Below are 25,050 nucleotides of genomic sequence, written 5' to 3'. Positions count from 1 at the left end.
GGACTCGGACCCCGGAAATATCCCCGCATCCGGGGGGCGGACACCACCCGGATGCGGGCGGACGGGGGCACTCGGGGCGAGCGGGCGGGGGCACCGGGGGCGGACGGGGGCACGCGGGGCGCGGTCAGGGCGCCCGGACCGCCGCCCGGCGCCCGGCCACGGCCGGCGCGGTCGAGTGGGGCAGCAGGTCGCGCGGGTCGTCCGGGAGCAGCACCGCCACCTCGGCGTCGTCCCGGAACCGGTACGGCCGGTGCTCCAGCAGACCTCCCAGGTAACGCCGTATCCGTGACATCTCGGCGCGCACCGTCACCGTCCGGGCCGGGTCGCCGAACAGGTCCTCGGCCAGGCCCGCGGCGCCGCGGCCGGCGCGGTGCACGGCCAGCAGGTAGAGCAACTCGGCGTGCCGGGGGCTCAGTTCCCGGCTCCAGGAGCCGGCGCTGCCGGACACCTCCAGCGACCAGCGGCGCGGCTGCCTGAGGTCCAGCACGATCCGGGCGGCGCCGTCCGGCACCGGTTCGTCGGCGGGCCGCACCAGCCAGCCCCCGGCCAGCGGCTCCACCGCGCACGGACCGAGCGCGGGCAGCCAGGTCCGGCCCACCGCGGGCGAGGCGGGCAGCGCGATCCGGCGGGTGTACGGCATCCCCGTGACGGCGGCGGTCCAGCCGTCCCGGTCCACCACCAGCGCGCGCCCCCCGACCCGGGCGAGCACCGGCGCCGCCACCGCGCGCAGCCGCTCCAGCGTCCGCGCGTGCATCTCGCGCAGCCGGGCCTCGGCCAGCTTGGCCACGGAGTCCACCCAGGAGAGCGTGGCCGGGTGCATCGTCTCCAGCGGCCCGCTGACGTCCACCACGCCGAGGAGCCGGCCGTCGCGGGGATCGGTGATGGGCGCGCCGGCGCAGGTCCAGGTGGCCTGCGAGCGCACGAAGTGCTCGGCGGCGAAGACCTGGACGGGCCGGCGCACCACCGCCGGGGTGCCGATGCCGTTGGTGCCGACGACGTCCTCCCGCCAGTCCGCGCCGGGCTCGAAGCCGAGACCGTCGGCCCTGCGCAGCACCGGCGCGCTGCCCTCCCGCCACAGCACCCGGCCCTCCTCGTCGGCGACCACCATGATGTGCCGGGCGACGTCCGCGGTGGCCAGCAGCCCCTCCCGCAGCACCGGCAGCACGTGCCGGAGCCGCGAGGTCTCGCGCCGCCGCTGGAGCTCCTCGGGGGACAGCAGCCCGGACCTGCGGTCGCGCTCGGGGTCGACCCCGTGGCGGAACATGCGTTCCCAGGACTGCTCGATCACCGGGCGGGGCGCCACCGGGGCGCGCTGCCCGGCGAGCCGCGCGGAGCGTACCTCGCTGAGCACCCGGGCCGCGCGCGTGGTGTCGACGAGGGCGAGGTGCGCCACGTCCGTCGCGGAGAGCGCCACCGGCCCGCCCGGAGCCGGCGGCCGGAGCGACCGCTTCCGCGGTCTGCCGGCCGCGCCCCCGAAGTCCGTTCCGACTCTTCGTCCCATCAGTGACCGCCTGCCCCTGGCTCGGGGGCACGGTCCGCACACAGCCGGCAGCAAGGTGCAACCCCTTGCAACCCTGGTGGACCGCCCCCCGGTTGTCCGAAACTTGAGCGACGCCGCCCCGAGCGGCGTCAGTGGCTCGTACGGGCCGGTGAGGCGGGGGTGGTGCCGTGTCGGCGCAGCACCACCCCCGCATCACGTGCCGGTCAGGGCACCGGCCGGGCCCGTTCGACCACCGACGCCAGATCCAGGGTGTGCGGCAGCGTACCGAAGGCCGCGCCCCCGTCGCCGCCCAGGCGTGAGGCGCAGAAGGCGTCGGCGACCGCGGGCGGCGCGTACCGCACCAGCAGCGCCCCCTGGAACACCAGGGCGATCCGCTCCACCAGCCGCCGGGCGCGCGCCTCGACGCCCTCCAGGTCGGCGAGTTCGGTCAGCAGGTTCTTGATCGCCGCGTCCAGCCGGTGGTCGGCGCCGCGCGCCCGGCCGACCTCGCGCAGATAGGCGTCGAGCGCCTGCGGCTCCCGGCGCAGCGCCCGCAGGACGTCCAGCGCCTGGACGTTGCCCGCGCCCTCCCAGATCGAGTTCAGCGGCGACTCGCGCACCAGGCGGGGCAGCCCGGACTCCTCGACGTAGCCGTTGCCGCCGAGGCACTCGGCCGCCTCGACCACCACCGGCGGGCACCGCTTGGTCACCCAGAACTTGGCGGCCGGCACCGCCAGCCGCAGCAGCGCCCGCTCCTGCTCGCTCCCGTCGTCCCAGGCGGCGGCGAGCCGCAGCGCGAGGGTGGTGGCGGCCTCCGACTCGATCGCGAGGTCGGCCAGGACGTTGCGCATCAGCGGCTTGTCGACCAGCTTCCCGCCGAACGCCTCGCGGTGGGCGCAGTGGTGGACCGCCTGCGCGACGGCCTGCCGCATCAGCCCCGCCGAGCCCAGCACGCAGTCGAGCCGGGTGGCCGCCACCATCTCGATGATGGTGCGCACCCCGCGTCCCTCCTCGCCGACCCGGCGCGCCCACGTCCCGTCGAACTCGACCTCGGCCGACGCGTTCGACCGGTTGCCCAGCTTGTCCTTCAGCCGCTGCAGGAGGAACACGTTGCGGGTGCCGTCCTCGAGCACGCGCGGGACGAGGAAGCAGGTCAGCCCGCCGGGGGCCTGGGCCAGGACCAGGAACCCGTCCGACATCGGCGCCGAGCAGAACCACTTGTGCCCGGTCAGCGCGTAGGCGCCGTCCTCGGCGAGCGGCCGGGCGGCGGTGGTGTTGGCGCGGACGTCGCTGCCGCCCTGCTTCTCCGTCATGCCCATCCCGAACAGGGCGCCGGCCTTCAGCCGCGCGGGCCGCAGCTCACGGTCGTACACCTCGGAGGTCAGCCGCGGCACCCACTCCCCGGCGAGCGCCGGATCGGCGCGCAGGGCGGGCACCGCCGCGTGGGTCATCGACAGCGGACAGCAGGTGCCGGCCTCGGCCTGCGTCCACATCAGGAACCCGGCCGCGCGCCGCACGTGCCCGCCGGGCCGCACCCAGGCCTGCGTCAGGCGCGCCGAGACGCCCTTGCCGAGCAGCCGGTGCCAGGCCGGGTGGAAGTCGACCTCGTCGACGCGGTGGCCGTAGCGGTCGTGGGTGCGCAGGACCGGCGGGTTGCCGTTGGCCTGCGCCCCCCACTCCTGCACCTGGGCCGAGCCGCAGGCGCGGCCGAGGGCCGACAGCTCGGCCAGCGCCTCGTCGCGCACCCGGGGCGCCACATGCCGTTCGACGGCCTCGGTCAGGGCGCGGTCGGCGGTGAAGACGTCGTACCCGACGAGCGGCGGGGCCTGGTTCGTCACGGTGTGCGTACTGGCTGCCATGCCTGCGAACCTATCGCGCCGCGCGGCGCGGGGGGAGCGGACCGCCGCGGCGGGGCGCCGCGGGGGCGTGGCACGGGGTCCGGCGGGGGCAGCGGACGGCCCAGGGAAGCCCGGCCGGGTACGACGGGCGGCCTTCGGGAACGTGCGGCCTGGTGCGACGGATACCTTTGGGGTGTGCAGCCAGCAAGTGACATCCCCGAGCGGCCCTCCGGCCGGCTCCACCGGGCTCGTGCCCTCTACCGGAACGTCTCCAAGCGGAGGACCGCCTGGCTGTTGCTCAAGGACACCGTCAACTCCTGCATGGAGTACCGGATCCTGGGGCTGGCCGCCGAGGCCGCGTTCTTCACCCTGCTGTCGGTGCCGCCGCTGCTGCTGAGCGTGATCGGGCTGCTCGGCTACGTCGACGCCTGGACCGGCGCCGACACCATCCAGAGCCTGCGGGCCAACATCCTCGACGCCTCCCGCACGGTGCTGTCCGACCGGGGCGTGAAGGAGATCGCGGAGCCGATCCTGCACGACGTGATGAAGGGCGGCCGGCCCGACGTCATCTCCCTCGGCTTCCTGTTCGCGCTCTGGTCGGGCTCGCGCGCGGTGAACGTCTTCATCGACACCATCACGGTCATGTACGGCCTGGACGGCGTCCGGGGCATCGTCGCGACCCGTCTGCTGGCCTTCCTGCTGTTCGTGGTGGCCCTGCTGATCGGCTCGGTCGCGCTGCCGCTGATGGTGGCCGGGCCGGACGCGGTGGTGCGGATCGTGCCGTGGTCGACGACGGTGGTGCAGGTCCTGTACTGGCCGGTGGTGGTCCTGCTGTCGATCGCCTTCCTGACCACCCTGTACCACGTGTCCGTGCCGGTGCGCTCCCCGTGGATCGAGGACGTGCCGGGCGCGCTGGTCGCGCTCGCCATGTGGGTGCTCGGCAGCTTCCTGCTGCGGATCTACCTCACCAGCACGGTCGAGGGCCCCACCATCTACGGTTCGCTCGCCGCGCCCGTCGCCGTGCTGCTGTGGATCGGCGTGTCCGCGTTCGCCGTGCTCGTCGGCGCCGCGGTCAACGCCGCCATCGACCGGGTCTGGCCGGCCGCCGCCACCGCGGCCGCCCGCGAGGCCAACGAGCGGCTGCGGCAGGCGCAGGTCGCCGAGTACGTGGCCCGTGCCGCCGCCGGCGGCGCGGCCGACCCCGACATGCCGTCCGAGTTCCCCGAGCGCTGGTCCCGGTTCCTGCCCCCGGAGGACGTGACGGCCCGGCTGCGGGCCCATGTCAAGAGCGCCCATCCGCCGCACAAGCCGGAGGACTCCTGAGGCCCCGGCGCGCTCACCCCGTCCAGGCGCCCGCTGAACGGCTCCACGACCCGGGCGCCCACCTCGTGCGCGGCGGGACCGGCGGCCGGCCGCCGGACTCCGCCGCCGAGCGGGCCCGCGGCGTCGGCCCGCGGGGGTACCGGGCGCGAACGGCGTAGCCTTCTGCCCGTGTACGCGGAGCGGACGTCCCGGCTGGCCGGCGCGGTGGTGTGGACCAACACGCCGGCCGGGCCCGACGCGGTCCGGGTCCTGCCCGACGGCTGCATGGACCTGCTGTGGCACGAGGGCCGGCTGCTGGTCGCCGGCCCCGACACGCACGCGCACCTCACGGCGGAGCCGGGCCCGTGGGCCGGTGTCCGCTTCCCGCCCGGCACCGCGCCCGTCCTGCTCGGCGTGCCCGCGCACGAGCTGCGCGACCGGCGCGTGGACCTCGCGGACCTGTGGCCGGCGGCGCGGGTGCGTCGCCTGGCCGCCCGCGTCGCCGCCGCCCCCGACCCGGCGAGCGGCCTGGAGGAGCTGGCGCTGCGCCGGGCGGCCGAAACCGGTCCCCCCGACCCGCTGCTGCGGCGGATCGTCGCCGCCCTGGACGCGGGCCGCACGGTCGCCGCGACCGCCGCCGAACTCGGTCTGGGCGCGCGGCAGCTGCACCGCCGCTCGCTGGCCGCCTTCGGCTACGGCCCCAAGACGCTCGCCCGGGTGCTGCGGCTGCGGCGCGCGCTCGCGCTGGCCCGCGCCGGTGTGCCCCTGGCGTGGACGGCGGCCCGGGCCGGGTACGCCGACCAGGCCCACCTGGCCCGCGACGTCCGGGCGCTGACGGGACTGCCGGTGCGGGAGCTACGGGGCCGGTAGCGGCGCGAACAGGTCCACCCCGTTGCCGTCCGGGTCGTGCAGCACGGCGTACCGCTGGCCCCAGACGGCGTCCCAGGGCTTGAGCTCGCCGTGGTACCCGGCGCCGACCAGCTCCTCGTACAGCGCGTCCACCTCCCCGGGGCCGTCGCAGCGCAGGGCCAGCGAGGCCCGGCCGCCGCCGGCGGGCGGCCGCCATCCGGGGTGGAAGGAGCGGACGGTCTCCTCGGTGTCCAGCAGCAGGCGCAGCCCGCCGGGCAGTTCGGCCTCGGCGTGCGGCTGGTCCTCGGCGCCCGCGGGGAAGGCGAGGCCGAGGCGGCGGTAGAAGGTCACGGCGGCGGCCATGTCGGTGACGACCAGGCCGATGGCGTCGAATCGTGCGGTCATGCGGCCACCGTAGGCGGCGCGCCGGGGCCCGGTCTTGAAGGAATCGGACACCCCGGGCCTCAGCCGAAGGTCACCGGCCCGCGGGGGGTGTCCACCGTGAAGGAGATCCCCACCGGGCCGGCGGTGAGCGGCAGGGCGGTGCCGAGGGCGGCGAGCAGGGGCCGGATCCCGTCCGGGTCGGGAGCGGTGGCGGACAGCGCCAGCAGGGGGGTGACGGGCAGGTCCGACGCCGTGGGGTGCGCCGAGGCGCCCCAGTCGATGAGGAAGGGCACCAGACCGGAGGGGTGCGCGGTGGCGCCGTCGGTCAGGCGCCACTCCAGCAGGGTGCCGTCGGGGAGGCGGCGGCTCATCGCCCGCACCGCGCCGGGGTCGTAGCCCCGCGCGCGGGCCGCCGCGACCGCCGCGTCCAGGTCGGGCGGGCTGATCGCCCAGGTGAGGGTCCGCGCGGCGGTGAGGCCGTCGACGCCGAGGGCGCGCGGACCGGTGGGCGCGGGCTGGTCCGGGTCGGGGCCGATGATCTCCAGGTAGCTGGTGCCGCCGAGGGACACCAGGTGGTTGCGCGTGCCGAGCCCGACGTGCGCCCCGCCGGGAGCCGGTGCCACCCCGGTGCGCCGGGTGAAGTCGGCGACGGTGGCCGCCAGGTCGGGGGTCGCGAGGACCAGGTGGTCGAGGTGCGCGGGAAGGGTGTTCATCGCCGTCGAGCGTACGCAGCCGAGCCCCCGCGGGGAACCGCCCGCGCGTCCGGCTGCGGCGCCCCGGATCCCGGACGCCCGCCCCGACCGGGCCCGGAACCCGTGGCCTCGCTCACCGCTCCGGGCGGCCGGGAGCCGGATCAGCCGGCCCGGTAGCGGGAGGCGAGTTCGGGGCTCTGCCCGCCGAAGGCGGCGAGGCCGGCCCGGAAGACGGCGTCGAGGAGGCCGGCGTCCTCGACGCCGGGGGCGCAGACCACCTCGCCGAGCTCCAGGCCGCGCAGGCCGGCGGTGACGACGTCCTCGGCGCTCATACGGGGCACGGCGCTCATGTCGAGGCCCTGGCGCGCGTGGAATTCGGTGGCGACGATGCCGGGGCACAGGGCCTGGACCTGGACGCCGGTGCCCTCCAGTTCGGCGCCGAGGGTCTGGGACAGGGTGACGAGGTGGGCCAGGGAGCCGGCGTAGACGGCGCGGCGGGGCATGACGGACTTGTCGGCGGGACCGCTGAAAGCGATCATTCCCGCCACATTGATGATCTTTCCTGCGCCGCGTTCCCGCATGCCGGCGACGGCGGCGCGGGTGAGCATGGTGGGGGCGACCACCTTGACGTGGACGATTTCACGGGCCTTGTCGGCCGGCAGTTCGGCCAGCGGCATGTAGTGGGCGACGCCGGCGTTGTTGACGAGCATGGTCAGCGGCTCGGCGGCGCAGATCGCGGCGACGGTGTCGATGCCGGCGTCGGTGGACAGGTCGGCGGCGACGGCGCGGACCGTGACACCGGGGTGGGCGGCGGCGAACTCGTCGAGGCGGTCCTTGCGGCGGCCGACGACGATCAGGTCGTGGCCGTCGGCGGCCAGGCGCTCGGCGAACGCCTGGCCGATGCCGGAGGTGGCGCCGGTGACGAGGGCGAGTCCGCTCATGGGTGCTGTTCCTTTCGGAGGCCGGCCGGGACGGCCGGGGGGCTCTGGTGGGGCCGGGCGGGTCCGGCGCGGCACCGTTCGGCGGCGGCCGGCCCGCGGCGCGGTCCCGGCGGGTCAGACCGGGCCGGGCACCGGCGGGGGCCTGGCCCGGGCCGTCCAGGCGGGCGGTCCACCGGGCCCGGGAGCGCAGGGGGAAGCCCGCTTCGGCGATCGAGGCGGCCACGGGCAGGCCCTGGCACCCGGCCCGGCGGACCCCGCGGCGGGCCGTGCGGGCGTCCGTGCCGGTGCCGTGCCTCCACGGTCGGCGGGAAACGCGCGACCAGCCAGTGGACCCGTTGTCGTGGGAACGGCGGTACCAGGACAGGGGAACGTCCCTCTTGCCACAATCGGGGCATGGCGACCACGGAACTCGGCGCGGCCCTGCGCCACTGGCGCGATCACGTCCCGCCCCAGGCCGTCGGCCTGCCCGTGGGCGGACGCAGGCGCGCCGCCGGACTGCGCCGCGAGGAGCTGGCCCGGCTGGCCGGCATCTCCGCCGACTACATCGTCCGGCTGGAGCAGGGGCGCGCCACCAGTCCCTCGCCCCAGGTCGTCGAAGCCCTGGCCCGCGCCCTGCGGCTCACCCGGGACGAACGGGCCCACCTCTTCCACCTGGCCGGCCTCGCCCCGCCGGGCCCCGGCACGGTCCCGCGGCACGTCCCTCCCGGCGTCCACCGCATGCTGGACCGGCTGGCCGGCACGCCCGTCGCCGTCTTCGACGCCGCCTGGACCCAGCTGCTCGCCAACCCCCTGTACACGGCGCTCATGGGGGAATGGCACGGCGACGACGCCAACGCGGTGTGGCGCAACTTCCTCAACCCGCACAGCCGCGTACGCCACACCCCGGAGTCCAGGGGCGCGCTCCAGGCCGCACACGTCGCCGACCTGCGCCGCACCGTCGGCCGCTATCCCGACGACGCGGGCCTGCGGACCCTCGTCGCCGAACTGCGCCGCCGCAGCGGCCACTTCAACGCCCTGTGGGAGTCGGGCGCCGTCGGCGAGCACCGAGCCGCCCGCAAAACCATCGACCACCCCCGCGTCGGCGCCCTGACCCTGGACTGCGACGTCCTCGGCGTCGCCGGCAGCGACCTGCGCGTCATGGTCTACACGGCCCGGCCCGGCACCGAGGACGCCGACCGCCTGGCGCTCCTGGACGTCGTGGGGACGCGGTCCCCCGTCGGATGACCGCCCCGGGATCCGGGGGCGCAGGGCGCGGCCTTCCGGTTCCCGGCAGGGCCCACGGCGGCCGGACAGCCAAGGCCATGGGGGCACGGGCGGTTCGCGTCCGCGGGGGCGGGGGCGGGGCGTTCGCCGGGCCGCTCGGGACCCGGGAGGCGGGCTCCGGCGCGCGCACCGGCGCCGGCCGCCCGGACCGGTCGCCGTCCCGCGGCCATCCGCGAGGCCCGAAGCGGCCGGCCGGAGTGCCCGGCCCCGGCCGGGCCCCGCACCGCCCGCCCCCTAGGCTCGGCCGCATGACTTCCCGACTCCTCGTCTACACCCGTACCACCGACTACCGGCACGACTCCATCCCGGCCGGCGTCGCGGCCCTGCGCGCCCTCGGCGGCTTCGCGGTGGACGCCACCGAGGACCCCGCCGCCCTCGAAGCGCCCCTCGACCGGTACGCCGCGGTCGTCTTCCTCTCCACCAGCGGCGAGGTGCTGACCCCGGCCGGGCGCGCCCGCCTCGCCGCGTACGTCGAGGCGGGCGGCGGCTTCGCCGGTGTGCACGCGGCGGCCTGCACCGAGTACGACTGGCCGTACTACGGCGAACTCCTCGGCGCCCGCTTCGCCCGGCACCCCGCCCACCAGCCGGGCCGGGCGGTGGTCGAGGACCGGGCCCATCCGGCCACCCGGCACCTGCCCGCCGTATGGGAGTTCACCGACGAGTGGTACGACTTCCGCACCAACCCGCGCGGGCGGGTGCACGTCCTCGTCCGCGCCGACGAGTCGTCGTACGAGGGCGGCGGCATGGGGGAGGACCACCCGCTGGCGTGGTGCCGCGACCAGGGCGCCGGCCGTGTCTTCTACACCGCGCTCGGCCACGCCGCGGAGGCCTTCGACGACCCCGCCTTCCGCGCCCACCTGCGCGGCGGCATCGGGTGGGCGGCACGGCTCGGGGACGGCGCGGACCGGGCCGGGTGACGGCCGCTCAGCCCGCCGCCCGGGCGGGAGCCCGGCGCGTCCCGCCGGGGGCGGCGGGCGGCGGGGCCGTGCTGGCCCGCTCGACGAGACGGGTGGAGAGTTCGGTGCGGGTGCCCTCGGGGCGGTCGCCGTCCATCATCCGCACCAGCAGGCGCAGGGCGGTCGCCGCCATCTCCGCCAGCGGCTGGCGGACCGTGGTCAGGGCCGGGCCGAGCCAGCGCGCCTCGGGCAGGTCGTCGAAGCCGACCACGCTGACGTCGTCCGGCACCCGCAGCCCGCGCGCGGCCAGCGCCTCGTACACGCCGGGCGCCAGGGCGTCCGAGCAGACGAAGACGGCCGTCGGCGGCTCGGGCAGATCGAGGAGCTCCAGCGTGTGGCGGCGGGCCGCGGCCGGGTCGGCGCCGGCGTGCCGGACGTACTCGGCGCGGTCGCGCACCTGTGCCGCCGCGAGCGCCGAACGGTAGCCGGCCAGCCGCGCGTCGCCCTCCTGCGCGTGCCGCTGCCCGGTGATGACGGCGATCCGCTCGTGGCCGAGCGACAGCAGGTGCTCGGTGGCCGTCACCCCGCCCTGCCAGTTCGCGGCGCCCACCGACACCACGCCCGGCGGCGGTTCGAGCACCGGGTCGATCAGCACGAACGGGATGCGGTGCTGCTCCAGCCACGCGTACTGCGACCCGGTCGGCTCGGCCAGGCCGAACAGCACCCCCGACGACCCCCGGACGACGAGCCGGTCCAGCCAGTCGCGCTCCGGCCGCCCGCCCCGCCGCCGGCTCGGGCCCGCCGAGACCACGACCTCCAGCCCCGCGTCGTACGCCGCCTCCTCCACCCCGTGCAGCACCGCGCCCGACCAGGAGTTCTCCAGGGAGTGCACCACGAGGTCGACCATGCGGAGCGTCCGCGCCCCGTCGAACCGGGGCCGGCGGACGTATCCCAGCCGGTCCAGGGCCTCGGTGACCCGGCGGCGGGTCTCGGGCGCCACGTCCTCGCGGCCGTTGACCACCTTGGACGCCGTCGGCACCGACACCCCGGCCTCCCGGGCCACCACGGCCAGCGTCGGCCCGGCCGCCACGCCCGCCCTGCCCGCACGGACCATCGGGACACCACCTCTCCGGCCCGCCCGAGGGCCGTGGAAAGTTTCGACCAGCGCTGCTTCCCGGCGTCGGACCGGTGCCCGGACCGGGCCGGGCCCGACCGGTTCCGGCCGGACAGAAAGCGCTTCCTACTGTAGGTGTGGCGCAGGGCGGCGGGAAGACGGCGGAAAGCGCGGGATCTTGACGGCCGCAACCTTCGAAAACCCGGACGGGCGGCCGACGCGGGCCGGACGGGGAGTTCCTCCGCCACCTCCGCCCCTGGGGCGTGTGCCGGAAGTGCTCTAGGTTGGCTGACGTGACTGAGCGGGGGCGGAGCTATCGATATGTCGGACCGGTCGAGCTGAAGGCCGCGGTCCGGCCTGGTGGCGGCGGGCGTCGTATCGGCTCGGCGGCTGACTTCGACGGCTGGATCGTGGAGCAATCGGCGGCCGAGCTGGCCGAACCGTTCACCTTCGTGGTCGGCGTGGACGGTGTGCTTCGGCTGGCGCCGCGCCGGAGCGAGCACGTGGCCTGTGCCGGCGGAGACATGGTCCTGAGCGCTGGTGAGATCAGCTTCATGCGCGAGGCGGACCGGTGGACCGTGAGCGAGGTCAGCAACCAGTCCACCGGCTACTGCCCAGATGTCACCTCCTGGGCGGAAGTCGCCCGCGCCCTGGACGCTGCAGAGCTCCGGCGGCCATCCGGCTTCACCCACGAGGTGGTGTTCCGGCGATGCCCCGACTGCCAGGAGCGCAACATCGTCCGTGAGGACGACTTCGTCTGCGTCTTCTGCGGCAGCGGTCTGCCCGCGGCATGGAACGTGGATCCCACCCCGTGACGGCCCGAGGTCACAGCCACTCGCTGATGGCCGCGACCAGCACGGTCGCCTCGTAGCGGACGGCGAGCTTGTCGTATCGCGTGGCGACAGCACGGTGTCTCTTGAGGCGGTTGATCCCACACTCGACCGCATGGCGCCGGCGGTAGTCGACCGGGGCGAAGCGCGGCGGCCGGCCACCGCGGGAGCCTAGCTTCTGGCGGTTGCGGGCCTGGTCGGCCTTGTCCGGGATGGTGCAGCGGATCCCGCGGCGGCGCAGGTGGGCGCGGTTCCCGCGGGAGGCGTACGCCTTGTCAGCCCGCATCCGATCGGGACGAACGCGTGGCCGACCCGGCCCGAGGCGGGGCACGCGAACCTTCTCCAGCACCGGTTCGAACTGCGGTGAGTCTCCACGCTGCCCTGCCGTCACCACGATCGAGAGGGGCTTCTGACCCTGTTCGACGGCCAAGTGCAGTTTGAGTGGTAAACCCGCCGCGCGAGCGTCCCGGCCCGTGATCACGAGGCTCGGTGAACACGCCGCCCGGCGGCTCCTTCTGCGGATCACCCTGCTTGCGAGCCCCGGCCGCATGCTGGTGGGCGCGGCGGACCGTGGAGTCGCCGCTGAGGTCCCACGTGATCGCGCCCTTCGCATCAGCCAGGGACTGGAGGCGGGTGAGGATGCGGTGCCAGGTGCCGTTCCGCTGCCGTCGACGGAAGAGGTCGTAGACCCGGTTCCAAGGCCCGTATTCGACAGGGATGTCCCGCCACGGAACACCGGTCCGGACCCGGAACCGTATGCCGTCGATCAGCTGCCGCCGAGGCCAGACAGGCGGTCGCCCCGCCTTCGTCCCCTTCGGCAACAACGGCCCCAGCACCGCCCACTGCTCGTCCGTGAGATCTCCCCGACCCATGAACCGTGATCATTCACAATCCCAAGATCTACTTTCGATACACGGCCTAGAGTGTTTCGTTACGTCGGGTGATCTCACCTGGTGGTGGGCATCTTCCTCGTATGAGGCTGGGGGAGGTGGAACGGCTCCGGGGTGAGTTATCGGAGTTCGTTGCCGATGTTTTCGGCTCGATGCCGCGGCGGGATCAGCGGCGGTGGGGCGAATGTTATCTGCGGGGTCCGATGCTGGATGGCCGTCGGAAGTCGATCCAGCCGATGGCCGAGCGGCTGCCGGACGGGAACATGCAGGTCTTGCAGCAGTTCGTGAACCAGTCGCCGTGGGATCCGCTGCCGGTGCGGCGGCGGATCGCCCAGCGGCTGTCCGAGGCGATCGGCCCCGAGGTGTGGGTGATCGACGACGTGTCTTTTCCCAAGTGCGGCACCGCGTCGGTCGGGGTGGCCCGCCAGTACTGCGGGGCGTTGGGCAAGCGGGCGAACTGCCAGGTCGTGGTCAGCGTGCATGCAGCCACCGACACCGCGTCCTGCCCGCTGGAGTGGGAGTTGTTCCTGCCGGAGGAGTGGGCGCAGGACGAGCAGAGGCGCCGGCGGGCCCAGGTGCCCGAGGAGAATCGGGCATGTGTCCAAAACGCGCTTGGCTCTGGGGCTGCTGGACCGGCTGGCCGGCCAGGGGCTGGCAGTGCCGGTGATCGTGGCCGATGCGGGTTACGGTCGCAGCGTCTCCTTCCGGCTCGCGCTGGAGGAACGCAGCTGGTCCTACGTGGTTGCGGTCGACCCCAAGGAGATTGCCCGCCCGGCCGTGGCCGAGCCGCACCTGCCCGAGTACGGCGGGCTGGGGCCGCCCACTCTGCCCCGCTACCGCGAGGCCGCCAAGCCACTGACCTCGTTTGTCGACTCTGACACCCGCTTCGAGTCGGTCACCTGGCGGCAGGGCAGCAAAGGCGTGATGACCTCGCGTTTCGCCGTGCTCGAGGTGCGGCCCTCGGGCAAGGAAGCGACCCGAACCGCTCAGGAAGCGGCCGGCGGACGCAGCCGCTGGAACGGGGCGCTGCCGCTGCGGACCCTGCTGATCGAGCAGCCCGCAGCAGCGGCCGAGCCGACCGGCTACTGGATGACCAACCTGCCCGCCACCACCCCGGTCGCCGACCTGGTGCGGTGGGCGAAGATGCGCTGGCGCATCGAGCACGACTGCCGCGAGCTCAAGCACGGCCTGGGTCTGGACCACTTCGAGGGCCGCACCTGGCGCGGCCGGCACCACCACGTCACCCTCGTCACCGCCGCCCAGGCCTTCCTCACCCTGCGGCGGCTCGACCCAGAAGCCCGCACACCGGCCTGACCCTCTACCAGGTCCTCGACGTCCTTCAGGACCTGCTGAGGTGCTGGACCGGCACCTGCACCACCTGCGGCCGCCTCCTGCCCACCCCGCGAAGCCGCCGCAGACAGCGCAGAACCTAACGAAGCACTACTAGCACCGCCCCGTGCCGTCAGGCAGGTTCCGCGGGCGCGGGTCCCAAGGCTCGGATCGCGAGATCGATCGCGGTGGTCAGACGCTCGAGGTCGTGGCCGGCGCGCTCCCGTACCCGCAGGCCGAGCACCGTGGTGAACAGCAGTTCCACGGCGCCGTCGATATCGAGGTCGGCGGACAGTTCGCCACGGCCACGGCCCTCGGCCAGTGTCGAGCGCAGAGCCTGCCGCGTGACCTCGAACGCGGCTTCGGTCCGCTGACGGACCTTCTCATCGGTGGTGCCGAGCTCGGTGGCGGTGTTGACCACGAAGCAGCCGCGGCCGGACTCGCCATCGGCCGGGCAGGTCACCAGCCACAGCATCCACTCCCGCAGTACCTCCCGGACCGGACGGTCCGCCGCGTCCAGCCGCTGCCGGGCTTGAGTCGACTCGGTGGCCCGGTAGTGGTCGAGCGCGCGCAGGAACAGCGTGTGCTTGTCCGTGAACGTCCGGTACAGGCTGCTGGGCGTGAGCTTCAGCGCGTCACCCAGGTCGCGCACCGAGGTGGCGTGGTAACCGCGTCGCCAGAACAGCTCGGTTGCCGACGTGACCGCGTTCTTCTCGTCGAACTGCCGGGGGCGTGCCATGTGTTCACCTTACCCAACTTGTGGAGCGAGCGCTCCCGTACTAGGGTCATCGGTTCGGGAGCGATCGCTCCCGAATTGTTGAAGGAGGCTCCCTTGACGACCGCAGAACAGACCCCCACCCAAGCGCAGGAACCACAGGCTCCGGAGAAAAGTCGCTGGATGGCGGTCGCCGTGGTGGCTTTGGGCACCTTCCTGCTGGTAACCGCCGAGCAACTGCCGATCGGTCTGCTGACCTCGGTGGGATCCGCGCTGTCGATCTCCGAGGGGACGGCGGGGCTGATGGTGACGGTGCCCAGCATCGTCGCCGCGTTCGCGGCACCGCTGGTTCCGATGCTCGTCGGGTCGATGGACCGGCGCATCCTGCTGCTCGGCCTGATGGCCCTGATGACCGCCGCCAACCTGGCTTCCGCTCTGGCACCGAACTTCGCCGTGCTGGTGGGCTCCCGGGTGCTGGTCGGCATCGCGATCGGCGGCTTCTGGGCGGTCGCCAGCGGCCTGGCCGTCCGGCTCGTCGCCCCCGCGGACGTGCCGCGGGCCACCGCGGTCATCTTCGGCGGCGTCGGAGCCGCGAACGTGTTCGGTGTCCCGCTCGGCACCCTGGTTGGTGACCTCACCGGCTGGCGCATCGCCTTCTCCTCACTGAGCGCCCTGGCGCTCGTCACCCTGATCGCCCTGCTGGCGGTTCTGCCGGGGCTGGCCGCATCCCAGGTCATCCGGCCGAAGCTGCTGATGGAGCAGTTCCGCAACCCGGGCGTGCGCGTCGGCATCATCGCGACGGTGCTCATCGTGTTCGGGCACTTCGCCGCCTACACGTTCGTGAGCCCGGCACTGCAGAAGCTGTCGGGGATCGACGAGCGCTACGTCGGTCCGCTGCTGTTCGGGTTCGGTGTGGCCGGCATGATCGGCAACTTCGTCGCCGGGTCGGCGCTCTCCCGCCGCGTGCACCGGAGCGTGCTGATCATCTCTGTCGCCCTGGCGATCGCGATGCCGCTCTTCCTGCTGCTGGGCCAGTCCAAGGTGAGCGGCGCCATCCTGCTGATCGTCTGGGGTCTGTCCTACGGCGGTGTGTCCGTCGGCCTCCAGACCTGGATGATCAAGGCCGCCCCGCAGGCCGTTGAAGCGGCCTCCTCGCTGTGGGTGGCGGTGTTCAACCTGTCCATCGGCCTCGGCGCGCTGGTCGGCGGCGTCATTGTCGACACGCTCACCCTCCAGGGCGTGCTGTGGCTCGGCGGCGCCTGCGCCCTGCTCGCCGCCCTGGCGATCCGGACCGCCCGCGCCAACGACGCCCTGCGATGACCGAGCCCCTCACAGGGCCCACCGGAGACGCGTAGCCACACGGCGCCGACTGAAGTTCCGTCGCTGTACCGGCGGCGGCACGCCAGTCGGCGCCGCATTGTGCGCGCTCTGCGGCAACGCGTACCGGTTCCGGGCGTGGCTGAAGCAATGCCGTGCATCTGTTGTGATGTCGGCGGGGTCAGGTGGCGGCGGGACACAGAGCACGAAAGCGGCTTGATCGGCGGCGGGCTACGGATGGGTGTTGATCCAGTCGGCGATGCGGGCGCGGAGAGGGCCGCGGTGCTCATGGCCGCTTCCTCGCCTGGCCCCCGGGGCCATGCGAGGTCGGGGCCGCATGGGACGCGGGCCTGGTGCAGGAGCCGGTAGACCGTGGCCACGGGGTAGTGGCAGTCCTCAGCAAGCTCCGGCACGGCGCTCCGGCCTCGTACCGTGCCCGCAGGGACAGCGCGAGCTTTCGCCGCTCGGCGGCCCGCGCTGCGGCGGCTCGTACAGGGTGCGCAGGTGGGCTGCGAGATGCTGGCGCGCCTGCGGATCCTGGCGCAGCCGACGGGTCTGCCACGAGGTGCGCATCACGGTCCCGGCATCGTGCAGCCGGTTGAGGACCGTGCCGTAGGACAGGCCGCCGGCGGCGAGGAGTTCGTCGACCGTGGCACCGGACTCGTACTGCTTGCGGAAAGTCGGTTCTACTCCTCGTCTCGCATCGTGATGATCGCGGTGTGGGGCGAGGGGATCTTTCCGACAGGCAGTGGGCGGTGCTGGAGCCGCTGTTGCCGATCGCGGTGCTGGGGCGGCCGTCGTTGGGCCGGCGGAGGCTGATCGATGGGATCCGGTGGCGGGTGCGGACCGGTGCTCCGTGGCGGGATCTGCCGTCGGAGCAGGGGCCGTGGCAGACGGTCTACGGACTCTTCCGCCGCTGGCAACGCGACGGCACCTGGCCCGAACTGCTGACCCGGCTGCAGGCCCGGGCGGACGCGGCAGGGCTGATCACGTGGGAGGCCGACGTCGACTCCACGATCTGCCGGGCCCATCAGCACGCCGCGGGCGCCCGCCGCCACGGCCAGTCCCAGAAGGAACCGCCGGGCGGAACCCGCGCCGAACCAGACGACCACGGCCTGGGCCGGTCCCGGGGAGGATGCACCACCAAGATCCACCTGGCCTGCGAGCAAGGCCAACGACCACTGTCTCTGCTGGTCACTGCCGGTCAGCGTGGTGACGGTCCTCAGTTCGCCGCCATCCTGGAGGCATCCGAGTGCCCCGCACCGGACCAGGCCGTCCCCGTGTCCGGCCGCTGCGGGTGCGGGGCGCCAAGGCGTACTCTTCCCGAGCCAACCGGGCCTGCCTGCGAAAGCGCGGAATCCGCTGCACGATCCCGGAGCCTGCCGACCAGGCCGCCAAGCGCAAGAGGCGAGGAAAGGCCGGCGGTCGGCCTCCTGCGTTCGACCGCGAGGACTACAAGGCCCGGCACGCGGTCGAGTGCGGGATCAACCGACTCAAGCGCAACCGGGCGGTCGCCACCCGGTTCGACAAACTCGCGGTCCGCTTCGAGGCCACCGTCCTGATCGCCGCGGTTGGCGAAGGGATATGACGAACCTGAGCAGTCGGGCCCTGCACGAGAACGATGCAGCCTGGCTCGCTGCGGGCTGGGACGGGGCACCGCTGCCCTCACGGTCGCGCAGTGGCTTCCCAGGCGGCAGTGACACACCCTTCTTCCCAGTGCCACCACTCCTTCGCCTCGCCGTACTCCAACAGCTCGCGGATTTTCAGCAGGTCTGCCTGCGGCGGGACATCCAAGGCCACCATCCCGAACCGCTCGATGCCTTCGCCCGTCGTGCCGAGGCGATGGAAGACCTCCAGGACGCTCTGCCGGGCGGCGGCAGATCCGTCGTCCTTCAGCACGATGAGCCGGATGGTGCAGTTCTGCGAAGGCTCCACTGTTTCTCCGGCCCAGAGAAGACCGTCATCATCCGGCTGAACCCTGATGACGTCACCACTGGCGACTCCGCGGACGAACCAGGGAGTGTTGTCCAGCCGCACCGTGCCATTGCCGAGGTCGACAGCCCACAGGCTCTCGACACTCGCCGGCGGCCATCCGTCCTCGTCCATCTCCATGCGGAAATGGACCTTCACGTGGTCGTCACTGATGTTCGTCACCGAATCATCATCCACTTCGCATCCACCAGACCGGACTGCGGAGCACGCAGGCGCGTGCCTCCGGGCCCGGCTGGCAGCTCGCGAAGATCGCCGACCGCCGCCAGATGATCGGCTTCTAAAACACGGCCCAGTACATCTCTCCCGGTATGCGGCAGGGGCGGAAATCCCCTTCCTCCACGGGGGCGCATGACATCGGCCACGGAGGTGAAGGCCTCGATCGCTCCTGCCTCGGACGGCTGCTCCGGCCGGATCCTTCAGCGTTCCTCCCGTCCGTCCCGGTCCCTCCCCAGCACCTCCGCGATCCCCTCGATCGCCCCCGGCCCCACCCGGCAGCACCCCCCGACCAGCCGCGCCCCCGCCGCCCGCCAGGCCCGCACCCGCTCGGCGTCGAAGGTCGAACCGCCGGTCCAGGCCCGCGCCCGCGCGTCCCATCGCTCCCCGCTGTTGGGGTACGCCACGACCGGCTTGCCGGTGATCCGGGACGCCGTCGCGACCGCGTGCTCCACGTCCTCGGGGGCGCAGCAGTTGACGCCCACCGCGATCACCTCGTCCGCGTCGGCGGCCAGGGCGAAGGCCTCCTCCAGCGGCTGCCCGGCGCGGGTGCGGCCGCCCGCGACGGTGTACGACAGCCAGGCCGGCACGCCGAGCCCGCGCACCGCGCGCAGCAGGGCGGCGGCCTCGTCGGCGTCGGGGACCGTCTCCAGGGCGAGGACGTCCGGGGCGGCGGCGGCCAGGACCTCCAGGCGGGGCCGGTGGAAGCGTTCCAGCTCGGCCACGGTCAGGCCGTACCGGCCCCGGTACTCGGAGCCGTCCGCGAGCATCGCCCCGTACGGGCCGGCCGAGGCCGCCACCCACCGCGGGCGGCCGGGCGCGGCCCGCCGGGCCGCCTCGCGGGCCAGCTCCACGCTCAGCGCCATGAGCCCGGCCGCCCGCTCGCGTCCGATGCCGCGCCTGCCGAACCCCTCGAAGGTGGCCTGGTAGCTGGCGGTGATCGCCACGTCCGCGCCCGCCGTGAAGTAGGCGAGGTGCGCCTCGGCGACCGCCTCCGGCCGCTCGGCCAGCAGCCGCGCCGACCACAGCTCGTCGCCCAGGTCGTGTCCGGCCGACTCCAGCTGGTTGGACAGGCCGCCGTCGAGGACGAGCGTCCCGGCGGCCAGGGCGTCGGCGAGGGGCGGCGGAGCCTGCCGGGCGCCGCGCTCGGCGGGCCGGGTGCCGTGATCCGCCTGCCGGGTGTCGTGAGCGGTCCGCCCGGTGTCGTGGGCGGCAGGGGAACGCCTGGTCATGCCTCGACGCTAGTCGAAGCGGCCGGTGCGGCGGTCCCCGGCGCCGGAACCCCTGGCGCCGCGCGGCCCGCGCCCACGAGCCCGGACCGGCCCGGATCCGGCCGCCGTGCGGCATCCGCGCGCCCCGTCTGCCGGCCGGACCGCGGTACCGGGAGCGGGGGCCGATGCCCGCGTTCCCCACGGGGCGCCGAGGCGCCGACGCCGGGCTTGCCGCGGGCGCCGAGCACGGCCGCCGTCCCGGGGCGACGACAATCCGCGGGCGCCTCTTCACGCCGGACCCGTTGACCTGTCCGTGACACACCCTTACCTTTTCGGCGTTCGTAATGACAGATGTTGTTTGAAATATCGAACGAATTGCACAGGGTCCAGCAGTACCGGACCCCCGTTTCGCGCACCCCCACCCGAGAGGCAGTCCGCATGAGCCGCCCCGACGACCTGCCCGAAGCCGCCGAAGCCCGTCAGGCCCCCCACGTGCCCAGCCGCAGACTGATGCTGAAGGGCGCCCTGGCCGCGGGCGCCCTCGCCGCCGCCCCCGCCCCGGCCCTCGCCGCCCCGGGGACCGCTCCCGCCCCCTCCCCGAAGGCGGCCCCGTACGTGAACCCGCTCGTCCGCAACCGCGCCGACCCGCACATCCACCGCCACACCGACGGCTTCTACTACTTCACCGCCACCGCCCCGGAGTACGACCGGATCATCCTGCGCCGCTCCCGCACCCTGAACGGCCTGGCGACCGCCGCCGAGTCGGTCATCTGGCGCAAGCACGCCACCGGCGCCATGGGCGCGCACATCTGGGCGCCGGAGATCCACCGCGTCGACGGCAAGTGGTACATCTACTTCGCCGCCGCGCCCGCCGAGAGCGTGTGGGACATCCGCATCTGGGTGCTGGAGAACGCCCACCCCAACCCCTTCCGCGGCGCCTGGGTGGAGAAGGGGCAGCTGAAGACGGCGTGGGAGACCTTCTCCCTCGACGCCACCACCTTCACCCACCGCGGCACCCGCTACCTCGCCTGGGCCCAGCACGAGCCCGGCATGGACAACAACACCGCCCTGTGGCTGTCCGAGATGGCCGACCCGTGGACCCTGACGGGCCCCCAGGTGCGGCTGTCCACCCCCGAGTACGCCTGGGAGTGCGTCGGCTTCAAGGTCAACGAGGGGCCGTCGGTCATCGCCCGCAACGGCCGGCTGTTCATGACCTACTCGGCCAGCGCCACCGACGCCAACTACTGCATGGGCCTGCTGACCGTCGACGCCGACGCCGACCTGATGAACCCGGCGAACTGGTCCAAGTCCCCGGTCCCCGTCTTCACCAGCAACGACACCACCCGGCAGTACGGCCCCGGCCACAACTCCTTCACGGTCGCCGAGGACGGCCGCACCGACGTCCTCGTCTACCACGCCCGCCAGTACAAGGAGATCACCGGCGACCCGCTGCACGACCCCAACCGCCACACCCGCGTCCAGAAGCTGGGCTGGAAGCCGGACGGCACCCCGGACTTCGGCGTCCCCGTGGCCGACACGGCGCGGGAGGGCGCGTGAGATGAGACGCGCGCACGCGATCCTGCTCGCCCTGTGCCTGGGCGTGCTCACCGCCCTGGCCGGCGCCGGGCCCGCCCAGGCCGCGCCCCGGACGATCGTCAACGGCACGCAGTTCACCGACACCTCGGGCAACCCCGTGCACGCGCACGGCGGCGGCGTCATCAAGGTCGGGGCCTACTACTACTGGTTCGGCGAGCACCGCAACGCCGACAACACCTTCCGGTACGTGGACGCCTACCGCTCCACCGACCTGAAGAACTGGGAGTTCCGCAACCACGTCCTGACCCAGTCGTCCGCGCCCGAGCTGGCCACCGCCAACATCGAACGGCCGAAGGTCATGTACAACGCGGCCACCGGCCAGTTCGTGATGTGGATGCACAAGGAGAACGGCACCGACTACAGCGAGGCCCGGGCCGCCGTCGCCGTCTCCTCGACCGTCGACGGGGACTACACCTGGCGGGGCAGCTTCCGCCCGCTCGGCCGGCACATGTCGCGGGACCTCACGGTCTTCACCGACACCGACGGCGCCGGCTACCTGGTCTCCGCCGCCCGCGACAACTACGACCTGCACATCTACCGGCTCACCGCCGACTACACCGGCGTCGCGAGCCTGGTCGCCAACCCCTGGCCGGGCGGCCACCGCGAGGCCCCGGCCCTGTTCAAGCGGGGCGGCGTGTACTTCATGCTGACCTCGGGCGCCACCGGCTGGAGCCCCAACCAGCAGCAGTACGCCACCGCCACCAGCCTCGCCGGGCCCTGGTCGGCGATGACGAACGCCGGCGACTCCACGGCGTACGGCTCGCAGACCGCGTACGTCCTGCCGGTGCAGGGCACGTCCGGCACCGCCTACCTCTACCTGGGCGACCGCTGGGGCAACTCCTTCGGCGGGACCGTGAACGACTCGCGGTACGTGTGGCTGCCGCTGGCCTTCCCGACCGCCACCTCGCTGTCCCTGTCCTGGTATCCGGAGATCACGGTCGACGCCGCCGCCGGGACGGTCACCGGCACCGCCGCCACCTACCACACGCTGACCGCCCGGCACAGCGGCAGGTGCGCCGACGTCACCGGCCAGTCGCAGTGGCAGGGCGCCCAGCTCAAGCAGTACGACTGCAACGGCGGCGGCAACCAGCGGTTCTGGTTCCGGCCCGCCGGCGACGGCTACCACCAGCTGATGGTCCGCAACAGCTCCCTGTGCGTACGGGAGAACGCGAGCACCGTCACCCAGGAGGACTGCGACAGCGCGGCGACGGACCAGCAGTGGTCCCTCACCACCACCGGCTCCCACCTCACCGTCAGCTCCCGGGCGACCGGCGAGTGCCTGGACGTGAGCGGCGCGTCCACCGCCAACTCCGCCGCGCTCATCACCCACCCCTGCAACGGAGGGACCAACCAGCAGTGGACGCGCGGAACATGACCGGCCCGGCGGGACGCCTGTCCCTGGCCGTGCTGGCGGCGGCGGCCCTGGGCGCCGCCCTGCCGGCCGCACCCGCCCGGGCCGGCGAGGCCCGCCGGCCGCCCGGCATCGAGCACTGCACCGCCACGGCCTGCCACTTCGACGTGCCGCCCGGCACCTACGACGTGCGGGTGGTGCTGGGCGGCGCGACCGCGTCCGCCACCGCGATCGGCGGCGAGACCCGGCGCTCCCTGCTGCCCGGGACGCCCGTGCCGGCCGGCGAACGGGCCGTGCGCTCCTTCACCGTGGACGTCCGCACCCCCGAGGGGGAGCCCACCGGACCCGACGGCAGCCCCGGCCTGGACCTGGCGATCGGCGGCCCGGCGCCCGCCCTGGCCGGCGTCCGCGTCACCCCCGCCCGGCACACCCGGCAGATCCTCCTGATCGGGGACTCCACGGTCTGCGACCAGCCCGGCGACCCGTACGCGGGCTGGGGCCAGCAACTGCCCCGGTACCTGCGCAAGGGCCTGTCGGTCGCCAACCACGCCGACTCCGGGGAGAGCACCGTCTCCTACCTCCGGGACCCGCGGCTGTGGGACACCGTCCGGGCACGGATCCGCCCCGGCGACCTGGTCCTGATCCAGCTCGCCCACAACGACAAGACGACGGACGGGGCGGCCTACCGGGCCAACCTGGAGGCGCTGGTGGCGGGCGTGCGGGACCGGGGCGGCGAGCCGGTCCTGGTCACGCCGATCGTGCGGCGCTGGTTCAACGCCGACGGGACGCTGGACAACGGCACCGCGCTGCTCGTCAACGGCCTCGGCGTCGACCACCCGGCGGTGATCCGCTCGGTGGCCGCCGACCGGGACGTGCCGCTGATCGACCTCACCGCGCAGACCAAGGCGCTGGTGGAGTCCCTCGGCGTCGAGGGCTCCAAGGCGCTGTACCTCCACGACGAGAAGCGGGACAACACGCACACCTCCGTGCACGGCGCCACCGTGTACGCGCAACTGGTCCGCGACGCGCTCGTCGCCCGGCGCCTGGTGCCCGAGGGCCTGGTCCGGGCGGGCTGAACCCCCGGGGCGCCCCGACCGGAACCGGGGCGCCCCGAATCAGCTCTGCAGGCGGCGCCGCATCTGTTCGAGACGGCGGGCGAAGCGGCGGTTGTACCAGGTGAACCAGGTCATGAACACCACGGCCAGTGCCAGGGTCCAGCCGCCCGCGGTGACGGAGCCGGACGCGAAGCACAGGGCCGAGACGCCGAAGAAGAGGACGGCCAGCAAGGGCAGCGCCCACCAGCTGTTGCGGCGTATCCGCTCCTGGCGGGAGGCGACGAAGGCCGCCATCGCCTGCCGCCGCCGCGGATCTTGCGGCGCCGGCCCGCCCTTGAGGACCTGCCGCTCCATGGCCGGGACGTCGTCCGCCTCCGTCCCCGTGGTCGCGGCGTCGTGCCGCCGCCGGCGGCGCACCAGCCACACGGTCCAGCCGGCCAGGAACGCGGCGCTCACGGCGGCGTACGGCCACGCGGACATCCCGTCGAAGATCAGACGGACCACGAAACCGACGACCAGGGCGAACAGGCCGATCACCCATAAGCTGTCCTGCGGACGCCGCTTCGTCCCGTTCTCCATCTCCACCTCCAAGGCAGTGAGGGGCAGTCACGGAAGTACGACGCCCGCCGGGTACCCGGGAGCGGCCCGCCGGACACCGCCGGTCCGGCGGGCCGTCCGCCGGGCCGGTCAGGCCACCGGCGCCATGTCCTTCTGCCTCTGCCTCGGCACCAGGGGCGTCGGGGCCGGGGCCGAGGACTCGACGACCTTGCGGTAGACCGCCTCGTAGCCGGCCGCCATGGTGTCCGGCTGGAAGTGCTCGATGACGTGGTTGCGGCAGTCGCGCGAGTCGAGGGCGCCCACCGCCTCGACGGCGTCGGGCAGTTCGGCCACGTCGTCACGGACCAGGCCCGTCACCCCGTCGACGACGACCTCCGGGACCGAGCCGCGGCGCAGCGTGACCACCGGTGTGCCGCACACCATCGCCTCGATCATCACCATGCCGAACGGCTCCTCCCACTGGAGCGGGAAGAGCAGGCAGCGCGCGCGGGCCAGCAGCTGCTTCTTGCGCTCGCCCGTCACCTCGCCGAGCCACTCCACGCCCGGGCCGAGCCGCGGCTTGATCTCGGCCTCGAAGTAGGCGTGTTCGGCGGGTTCGCTGCACTTGGCCGCCAGCTTGATCGTCCGGCCCGCGGCGCGCGCGGCGTCGATGGCGAGGTGCATGCCCTTGTCGGGGGTGCAGCGGCCGAGGAAGAAGACCCAGTCCTCCTTGTCGCGCCGGTAGGGGAAGTCGCCCGCGCGCAGCGCGTTGTGCACCGTGCCCGCCCAGTTGAGGTCCGGGGCCTGGGAGCGCTGCGAGTCCGAGATCGCCACCAGGTGCACGGAGTCGCCCAGCTGCCGGTAGTAGTCGCCCGGTTCGCCGTCCAGCGGGCCGTGCGTGGTGACCACGGTGGGCACGCTCCGGCCGCGGGCCAGCAGCGGGCCGGCCAGGGTGTGGTCGTGGACGACGTCCACGTCGAGGCCGTCGAGGAGGCGGGCGGTGGCCGCGGTGTGCCACACCTCGGGCAGCGGCTCGCCCAGCCGCTTGCCCTGCGGCACGTCGTAGGTGCGCAGCATGCGGCGGGCGCGGGTGCCGTTGCGGCCCGCGGCGATCAGGGTGACGTCGTGGCCGCGCTCCACCAGCGCGTCGGTGAGGTCGGCGCACATCGCCTCGATCCCGCCGTAGCCGCGCGGCGGGAGCTCGAACCACGGCGGCGCGACCATGGCGATACGAAGCGGCCGGTTGCTCACGTCA

At 74.0% G+C, this 25,050-nt stretch carries 22 protein-coding genes and 2 pseudogenes; 11 read left to right on the top strand and 13 right to left on the bottom strand.

Going from position 1 to position 25,050, the window contains the following annotated elements:
* Positions 1-124: 124 nt before the first annotated feature.
* Both ABD363_RS05500 and ABD363_RS05495 read right to left on the bottom strand, forming a co-directional pair.
* Positions 125-1,414, bottom strand: a complete 1,290-nt coding sequence (locus ABD363_RS05500; RefSeq protein ID WP_344600209.1) for a GAF domain-containing protein — start codon at positions 1,412-1,414, stop codon at positions 125-127.
* Positions 1,415-1,704: 290 nt separating this feature from the next.
* On the bottom strand, positions 1,705-3,339 hold the full coding sequence (locus tag ABD363_RS05495; protein ID WP_344600208.1) for an acyl-CoA dehydrogenase family protein: 1,635 nt from the start codon (positions 3,337-3,339) through the stop codon (positions 1,705-1,707).
* 174 nt (positions 3,340-3,513) lie between these two features.
* Here ABD363_RS05495 and ABD363_RS05490 point away from each other — a divergent pair, with 174 nt between their 5' ends.
* The gene (locus tag ABD363_RS05490) at positions 3,514-4,641 is read left to right on the top strand and encodes a YihY/virulence factor BrkB family protein (RefSeq protein ID WP_344600207.1); all 1,128 of its coding nucleotides are present in this window, start codon (positions 3,514-3,516) and stop codon (positions 4,639-4,641) included.
* A gap of 168 nt (positions 4,642-4,809) precedes the next feature.
* Entirely contained in the window at positions 4,810-5,490 is a 681-nt protein-coding gene (locus ABD363_RS05485; protein WP_344600206.1) for a helix-turn-helix domain-containing protein, read from the top strand.
* On the opposite strand, the gene ABD363_RS05480 is transcribed toward ABD363_RS05485, so the two are convergent.
* The 3 genes from ABD363_RS05480 to ABD363_RS05470 form a co-directional block, all read right to left on the bottom strand.
* Positions 5,476-5,874 (bottom strand): VOC family protein, encoded by a 399-nt coding sequence (locus ABD363_RS05480; protein ID WP_344600205.1) that lies wholly within the window; start codon positions 5,872-5,874, stop codon positions 5,476-5,478. The genes ABD363_RS05485 and ABD363_RS05480 overlap by 15 nt on opposite strands.
* Before the next feature lie 59 nt (positions 5,875-5,933).
* Positions 5,934-6,566 (bottom strand): VOC family protein, encoded by a 633-nt coding sequence (locus ABD363_RS05475; RefSeq protein WP_344600204.1) that lies wholly within the window; start codon positions 6,564-6,566, stop codon positions 5,934-5,936.
* A 140-nt stretch (positions 6,567-6,706) separates the two neighbouring features.
* A complete protein-coding gene (locus ABD363_RS05470; RefSeq protein ID WP_344600203.1) occupies positions 6,707-7,486 on the bottom strand; it encodes an SDR family NAD(P)-dependent oxidoreductase in 780 nt (259 codons plus the stop codon).
* A gap of 393 nt (positions 7,487-7,879) precedes the next feature.
* Here ABD363_RS05470 and ABD363_RS05465 point away from each other — a divergent pair, with 393 nt between their 5' ends.
* Positions 7,880-8,710, top strand: coding sequence for a helix-turn-helix transcriptional regulator (locus tag ABD363_RS05465; protein ID WP_344600202.1), 831 nt, complete (start codon positions 7,880-7,882; stop codon positions 8,708-8,710).
* A 287-nt stretch (positions 8,711-8,997) separates the two neighbouring features.
* The gene (locus ABD363_RS05460; RefSeq protein ID WP_344600201.1) at positions 8,998-9,666 is read left to right on the top strand and encodes a ThuA domain-containing protein; all 669 of its coding nucleotides are present in this window, start codon (positions 8,998-9,000) and stop codon (positions 9,664-9,666) included.
* Between the two features lie 7 nt (positions 9,667-9,673).
* Here the strand turns inward: ABD363_RS05460 and ABD363_RS05455 are convergent, their stop codons facing one another.
* Positions 9,674-10,759, bottom strand: coding sequence for a LacI family DNA-binding transcriptional regulator (locus ABD363_RS05455; RefSeq protein WP_344600200.1), 1,086 nt, complete (start codon positions 10,757-10,759; stop codon positions 9,674-9,676).
* Between the two features lie 293 nt (positions 10,760-11,052).
* Here ABD363_RS05455 and ABD363_RS05450 point away from each other — a divergent pair, with 293 nt between their 5' ends.
* Positions 11,053-11,574, top strand: coding sequence for a hypothetical protein (locus ABD363_RS05450; RefSeq protein ID WP_344600199.1), 522 nt, complete (start codon positions 11,053-11,055; stop codon positions 11,572-11,574).
* 10 nt (positions 11,575-11,584) lie between these two features.
* On the opposite strand, the gene ABD363_RS05445 is transcribed toward ABD363_RS05450, so the two are convergent.
* A protein-coding gene (locus ABD363_RS05445) for an IS5 family transposase (RefSeq protein WP_344600198.1) occupies positions 11,585-12,461 on the bottom strand; the annotation gives its coding sequence in 2 pieces (ribosomal slippage) (positions 11,585-12,031 and positions 12,033-12,461; 876 coding nt in all).
* 101 nt (positions 12,462-12,562) lie between these two features.
* Between ABD363_RS05445 and ABD363_RS05440 the strand changes: the two are divergent.
* A pseudogene (locus ABD363_RS05440) lies at positions 12,563-13,793 on the top strand (IS701 family transposase).
* A gap of 148 nt (positions 13,794-13,941) precedes the next feature.
* Here ABD363_RS05440 and ABD363_RS05435 read toward each other — a convergent pair.
* Positions 13,942-14,547 carry a TetR/AcrR family transcriptional regulator gene (locus ABD363_RS05435; protein ID WP_344600197.1) on the bottom strand — a complete coding sequence of 202 codons (606 nt, stop codon included), beginning with the start codon at positions 14,545-14,547 and terminating at the stop codon, positions 13,942-13,944.
* A 159-nt stretch (positions 14,548-14,706) separates the two neighbouring features.
* Here ABD363_RS05435 and ABD363_RS05430 point away from each other — a divergent pair, with 159 nt between their 5' ends.
* Positions 14,707-15,843: an MFS transporter gene (locus ABD363_RS05430; RefSeq protein WP_344600196.1), complete on the top strand. Its 1,137-nt coding sequence runs from the start codon at positions 14,707-14,709 to the stop codon at positions 15,841-15,843.
* A 393-nt stretch (positions 15,844-16,236) separates the two neighbouring features.
* Here the strand turns inward: ABD363_RS05430 and ABD363_RS32575 are convergent.
* Positions 16,237-16,482 (bottom strand): annotated as a pseudogene (locus ABD363_RS32575) (helix-turn-helix domain-containing protein); the annotation flags it as partial.
* A gap of 77 nt (positions 16,483-16,559) precedes the next feature.
* On the opposite strand from ABD363_RS32575, the gene ABD363_RS05425 reads away from it, so the two are divergent.
* A protein-coding gene (locus ABD363_RS05425) for an IS5 family transposase (protein WP_344600195.1) occupies positions 16,560-17,428 on the top strand; the annotation gives its coding sequence in 2 pieces (ribosomal slippage) (positions 16,560-17,085 and positions 17,085-17,428; 870 coding nt in all).
* A 77-nt stretch (positions 17,429-17,505) separates the two neighbouring features.
* Here the strand turns inward: ABD363_RS05425 and ABD363_RS05420 are convergent.
* Together ABD363_RS05420 and mmuM are read right to left on the bottom strand one after the other, a co-directional pair.
* Positions 17,506-17,994: a DUF4265 domain-containing protein gene (locus ABD363_RS05420; RefSeq protein ID WP_344600194.1), complete on the bottom strand. Its 489-nt coding sequence runs from the start codon at positions 17,992-17,994 to the stop codon at positions 17,506-17,508.
* 254 nt (positions 17,995-18,248) lie between these two features.
* Entirely contained in the window at positions 18,249-19,277 is a 1,029-nt protein-coding gene (gene mmuM, locus ABD363_RS05415) for a homocysteine S-methyltransferase (RefSeq protein ID WP_344600193.1), read from the bottom strand.
* A gap of 417 nt (positions 19,278-19,694) precedes the next feature.
* Here mmuM and ABD363_RS05410 point away from each other — a divergent pair, with 417 nt between their 5' ends.
* From ABD363_RS05410 to ABD363_RS05400, 3 genes are read left to right on the top strand one after another with little or no spacing between them, the layout of a single operon-like run.
* Positions 19,695-20,813: a glycoside hydrolase family 43 protein gene (locus ABD363_RS05410; protein WP_344600192.1), complete on the top strand. Its 1,119-nt coding sequence runs from the start codon at positions 19,695-19,697 to the stop codon at positions 20,811-20,813.
* Position 20,814: 1 nt separating this feature from the next.
* Positions 20,815-22,227: an RICIN domain-containing protein gene (locus tag ABD363_RS05405; protein WP_344600191.1), complete on the top strand. Its 1,413-nt coding sequence runs from the start codon at positions 20,815-20,817 to the stop codon at positions 22,225-22,227.
* Complete coding sequence (locus ABD363_RS05400) at positions 22,224-23,279, top strand: rhamnogalacturonan acetylesterase (protein ID WP_344600431.1); 1,056 nt, start codon at positions 22,224-22,226, stop codon at positions 23,277-23,279. Before ABD363_RS05405 ends, ABD363_RS05400 begins: the two co-directional genes overlap by 4 nt.
* A gap of 39 nt (positions 23,280-23,318) precedes the next feature.
* On the opposite strand, the gene ABD363_RS05395 is transcribed toward ABD363_RS05400, so the two are convergent.
* A complete protein-coding gene (locus tag ABD363_RS05395; protein WP_344600190.1) occupies positions 23,319-23,837 on the bottom strand; it encodes a hypothetical protein in 519 nt (172 codons plus the stop codon).
* Positions 23,838-23,945: 108 nt separating this feature from the next.
* Positions 23,946-25,046 carry a glycosyltransferase family 4 protein gene (locus tag ABD363_RS05390; protein ID WP_344600189.1) on the bottom strand — a complete coding sequence of 367 codons (1,101 nt, stop codon included), beginning with the start codon at positions 25,044-25,046 and terminating at the stop codon, positions 23,946-23,948.
* Positions 25,047-25,050: the final 4 nt, after the last annotated feature.

The organism is Streptomyces glaucus, from assembly GCF_039533365.1.
GTDB lineage: Bacteria > Actinomycetota > Actinomycetes > Streptomycetales > Streptomycetaceae > Streptomyces > Streptomyces glaucus.
The sequence above is the reverse complement of the archived record's forward strand: the minus strand, read 5'-3'. Positions and strand labels throughout refer to the sequence as shown.

Bases quoted from the DNA above. Each gene is read 5' to 3' on its own strand.
- ABD363_RS05495 (WP_344600208.1), bottom strand. From the start codon at position 3,339: ATGGCAGCCAGTACGCACACCGTGACGAACCAGGCCCCGCCGCTCGTC.
- ABD363_RS05480 (WP_344600205.1), bottom strand. From the start codon at position 5,874: ATGACCGCACGATTCGACGCCATCGGCCTGGTCGTCACCGACATGGCC.
- ABD363_RS05475 (WP_344600204.1), bottom strand. From the start codon at position 6,566: ATGAACACCCTTCCCGCGCACCTCGACCACCTGGTCCTCGCGACCCCC.
- ABD363_RS05470 (WP_344600203.1), bottom strand. From the start codon at position 7,486: ATGAGCGGACTCGCCCTCGTCACCGGCGCCACCTCCGGCATCGGCCAG.
- ABD363_RS05465 (WP_344600202.1), top strand. From the start codon at position 7,880: ATGGCGACCACGGAACTCGGCGCGGCCCTGCGCCACTGGCGCGATCAC.
- ABD363_RS05460 (WP_344600201.1), top strand. From the start codon at position 8,998: ATGACTTCCCGACTCCTCGTCTACACCCGTACCACCGACTACCGGCAC.
- ABD363_RS05455 (WP_344600200.1), bottom strand. From the start codon at position 10,759: ATGGTCCGTGCGGGCAGGGCGGGCGTGGCGGCCGGGCCGACGCTGGCC.
- ABD363_RS05435 (WP_344600197.1), bottom strand. From the start codon at position 14,547: ATGGCACGCCCCCGGCAGTTCGACGAGAAGAACGCGGTCACGTCGGCA.
- ABD363_RS05430 (WP_344600196.1), top strand. From the start codon at position 14,707: ATGGCGGTCGCCGTGGTGGCTTTGGGCACCTTCCTGCTGGTAACCGCC.
- mmuM (WP_344600193.1), bottom strand. From the start codon at position 19,277: ATGACCAGGCGTTCCCCTGCCGCCCACGACACCGGGCGGACCGCTCAC.
- ABD363_RS05410 (WP_344600192.1), top strand. From the start codon at position 19,695: ATGAGCCGCCCCGACGACCTGCCCGAAGCCGCCGAAGCCCGTCAGGCC.
- ABD363_RS05405 (WP_344600191.1), top strand. From the start codon at position 20,815: ATGAGACGCGCGCACGCGATCCTGCTCGCCCTGTGCCTGGGCGTGCTC.
- ABD363_RS05400 (WP_344600431.1), top strand. From the start codon at position 22,224: ATGACCGGCCCGGCGGGACGCCTGTCCCTGGCCGTGCTGGCGGCGGCG.
- ABD363_RS05395 (WP_344600190.1), bottom strand. From the start codon at position 23,837: ATGGAGAACGGGACGAAGCGGCGTCCGCAGGACAGCTTATGGGTGATC.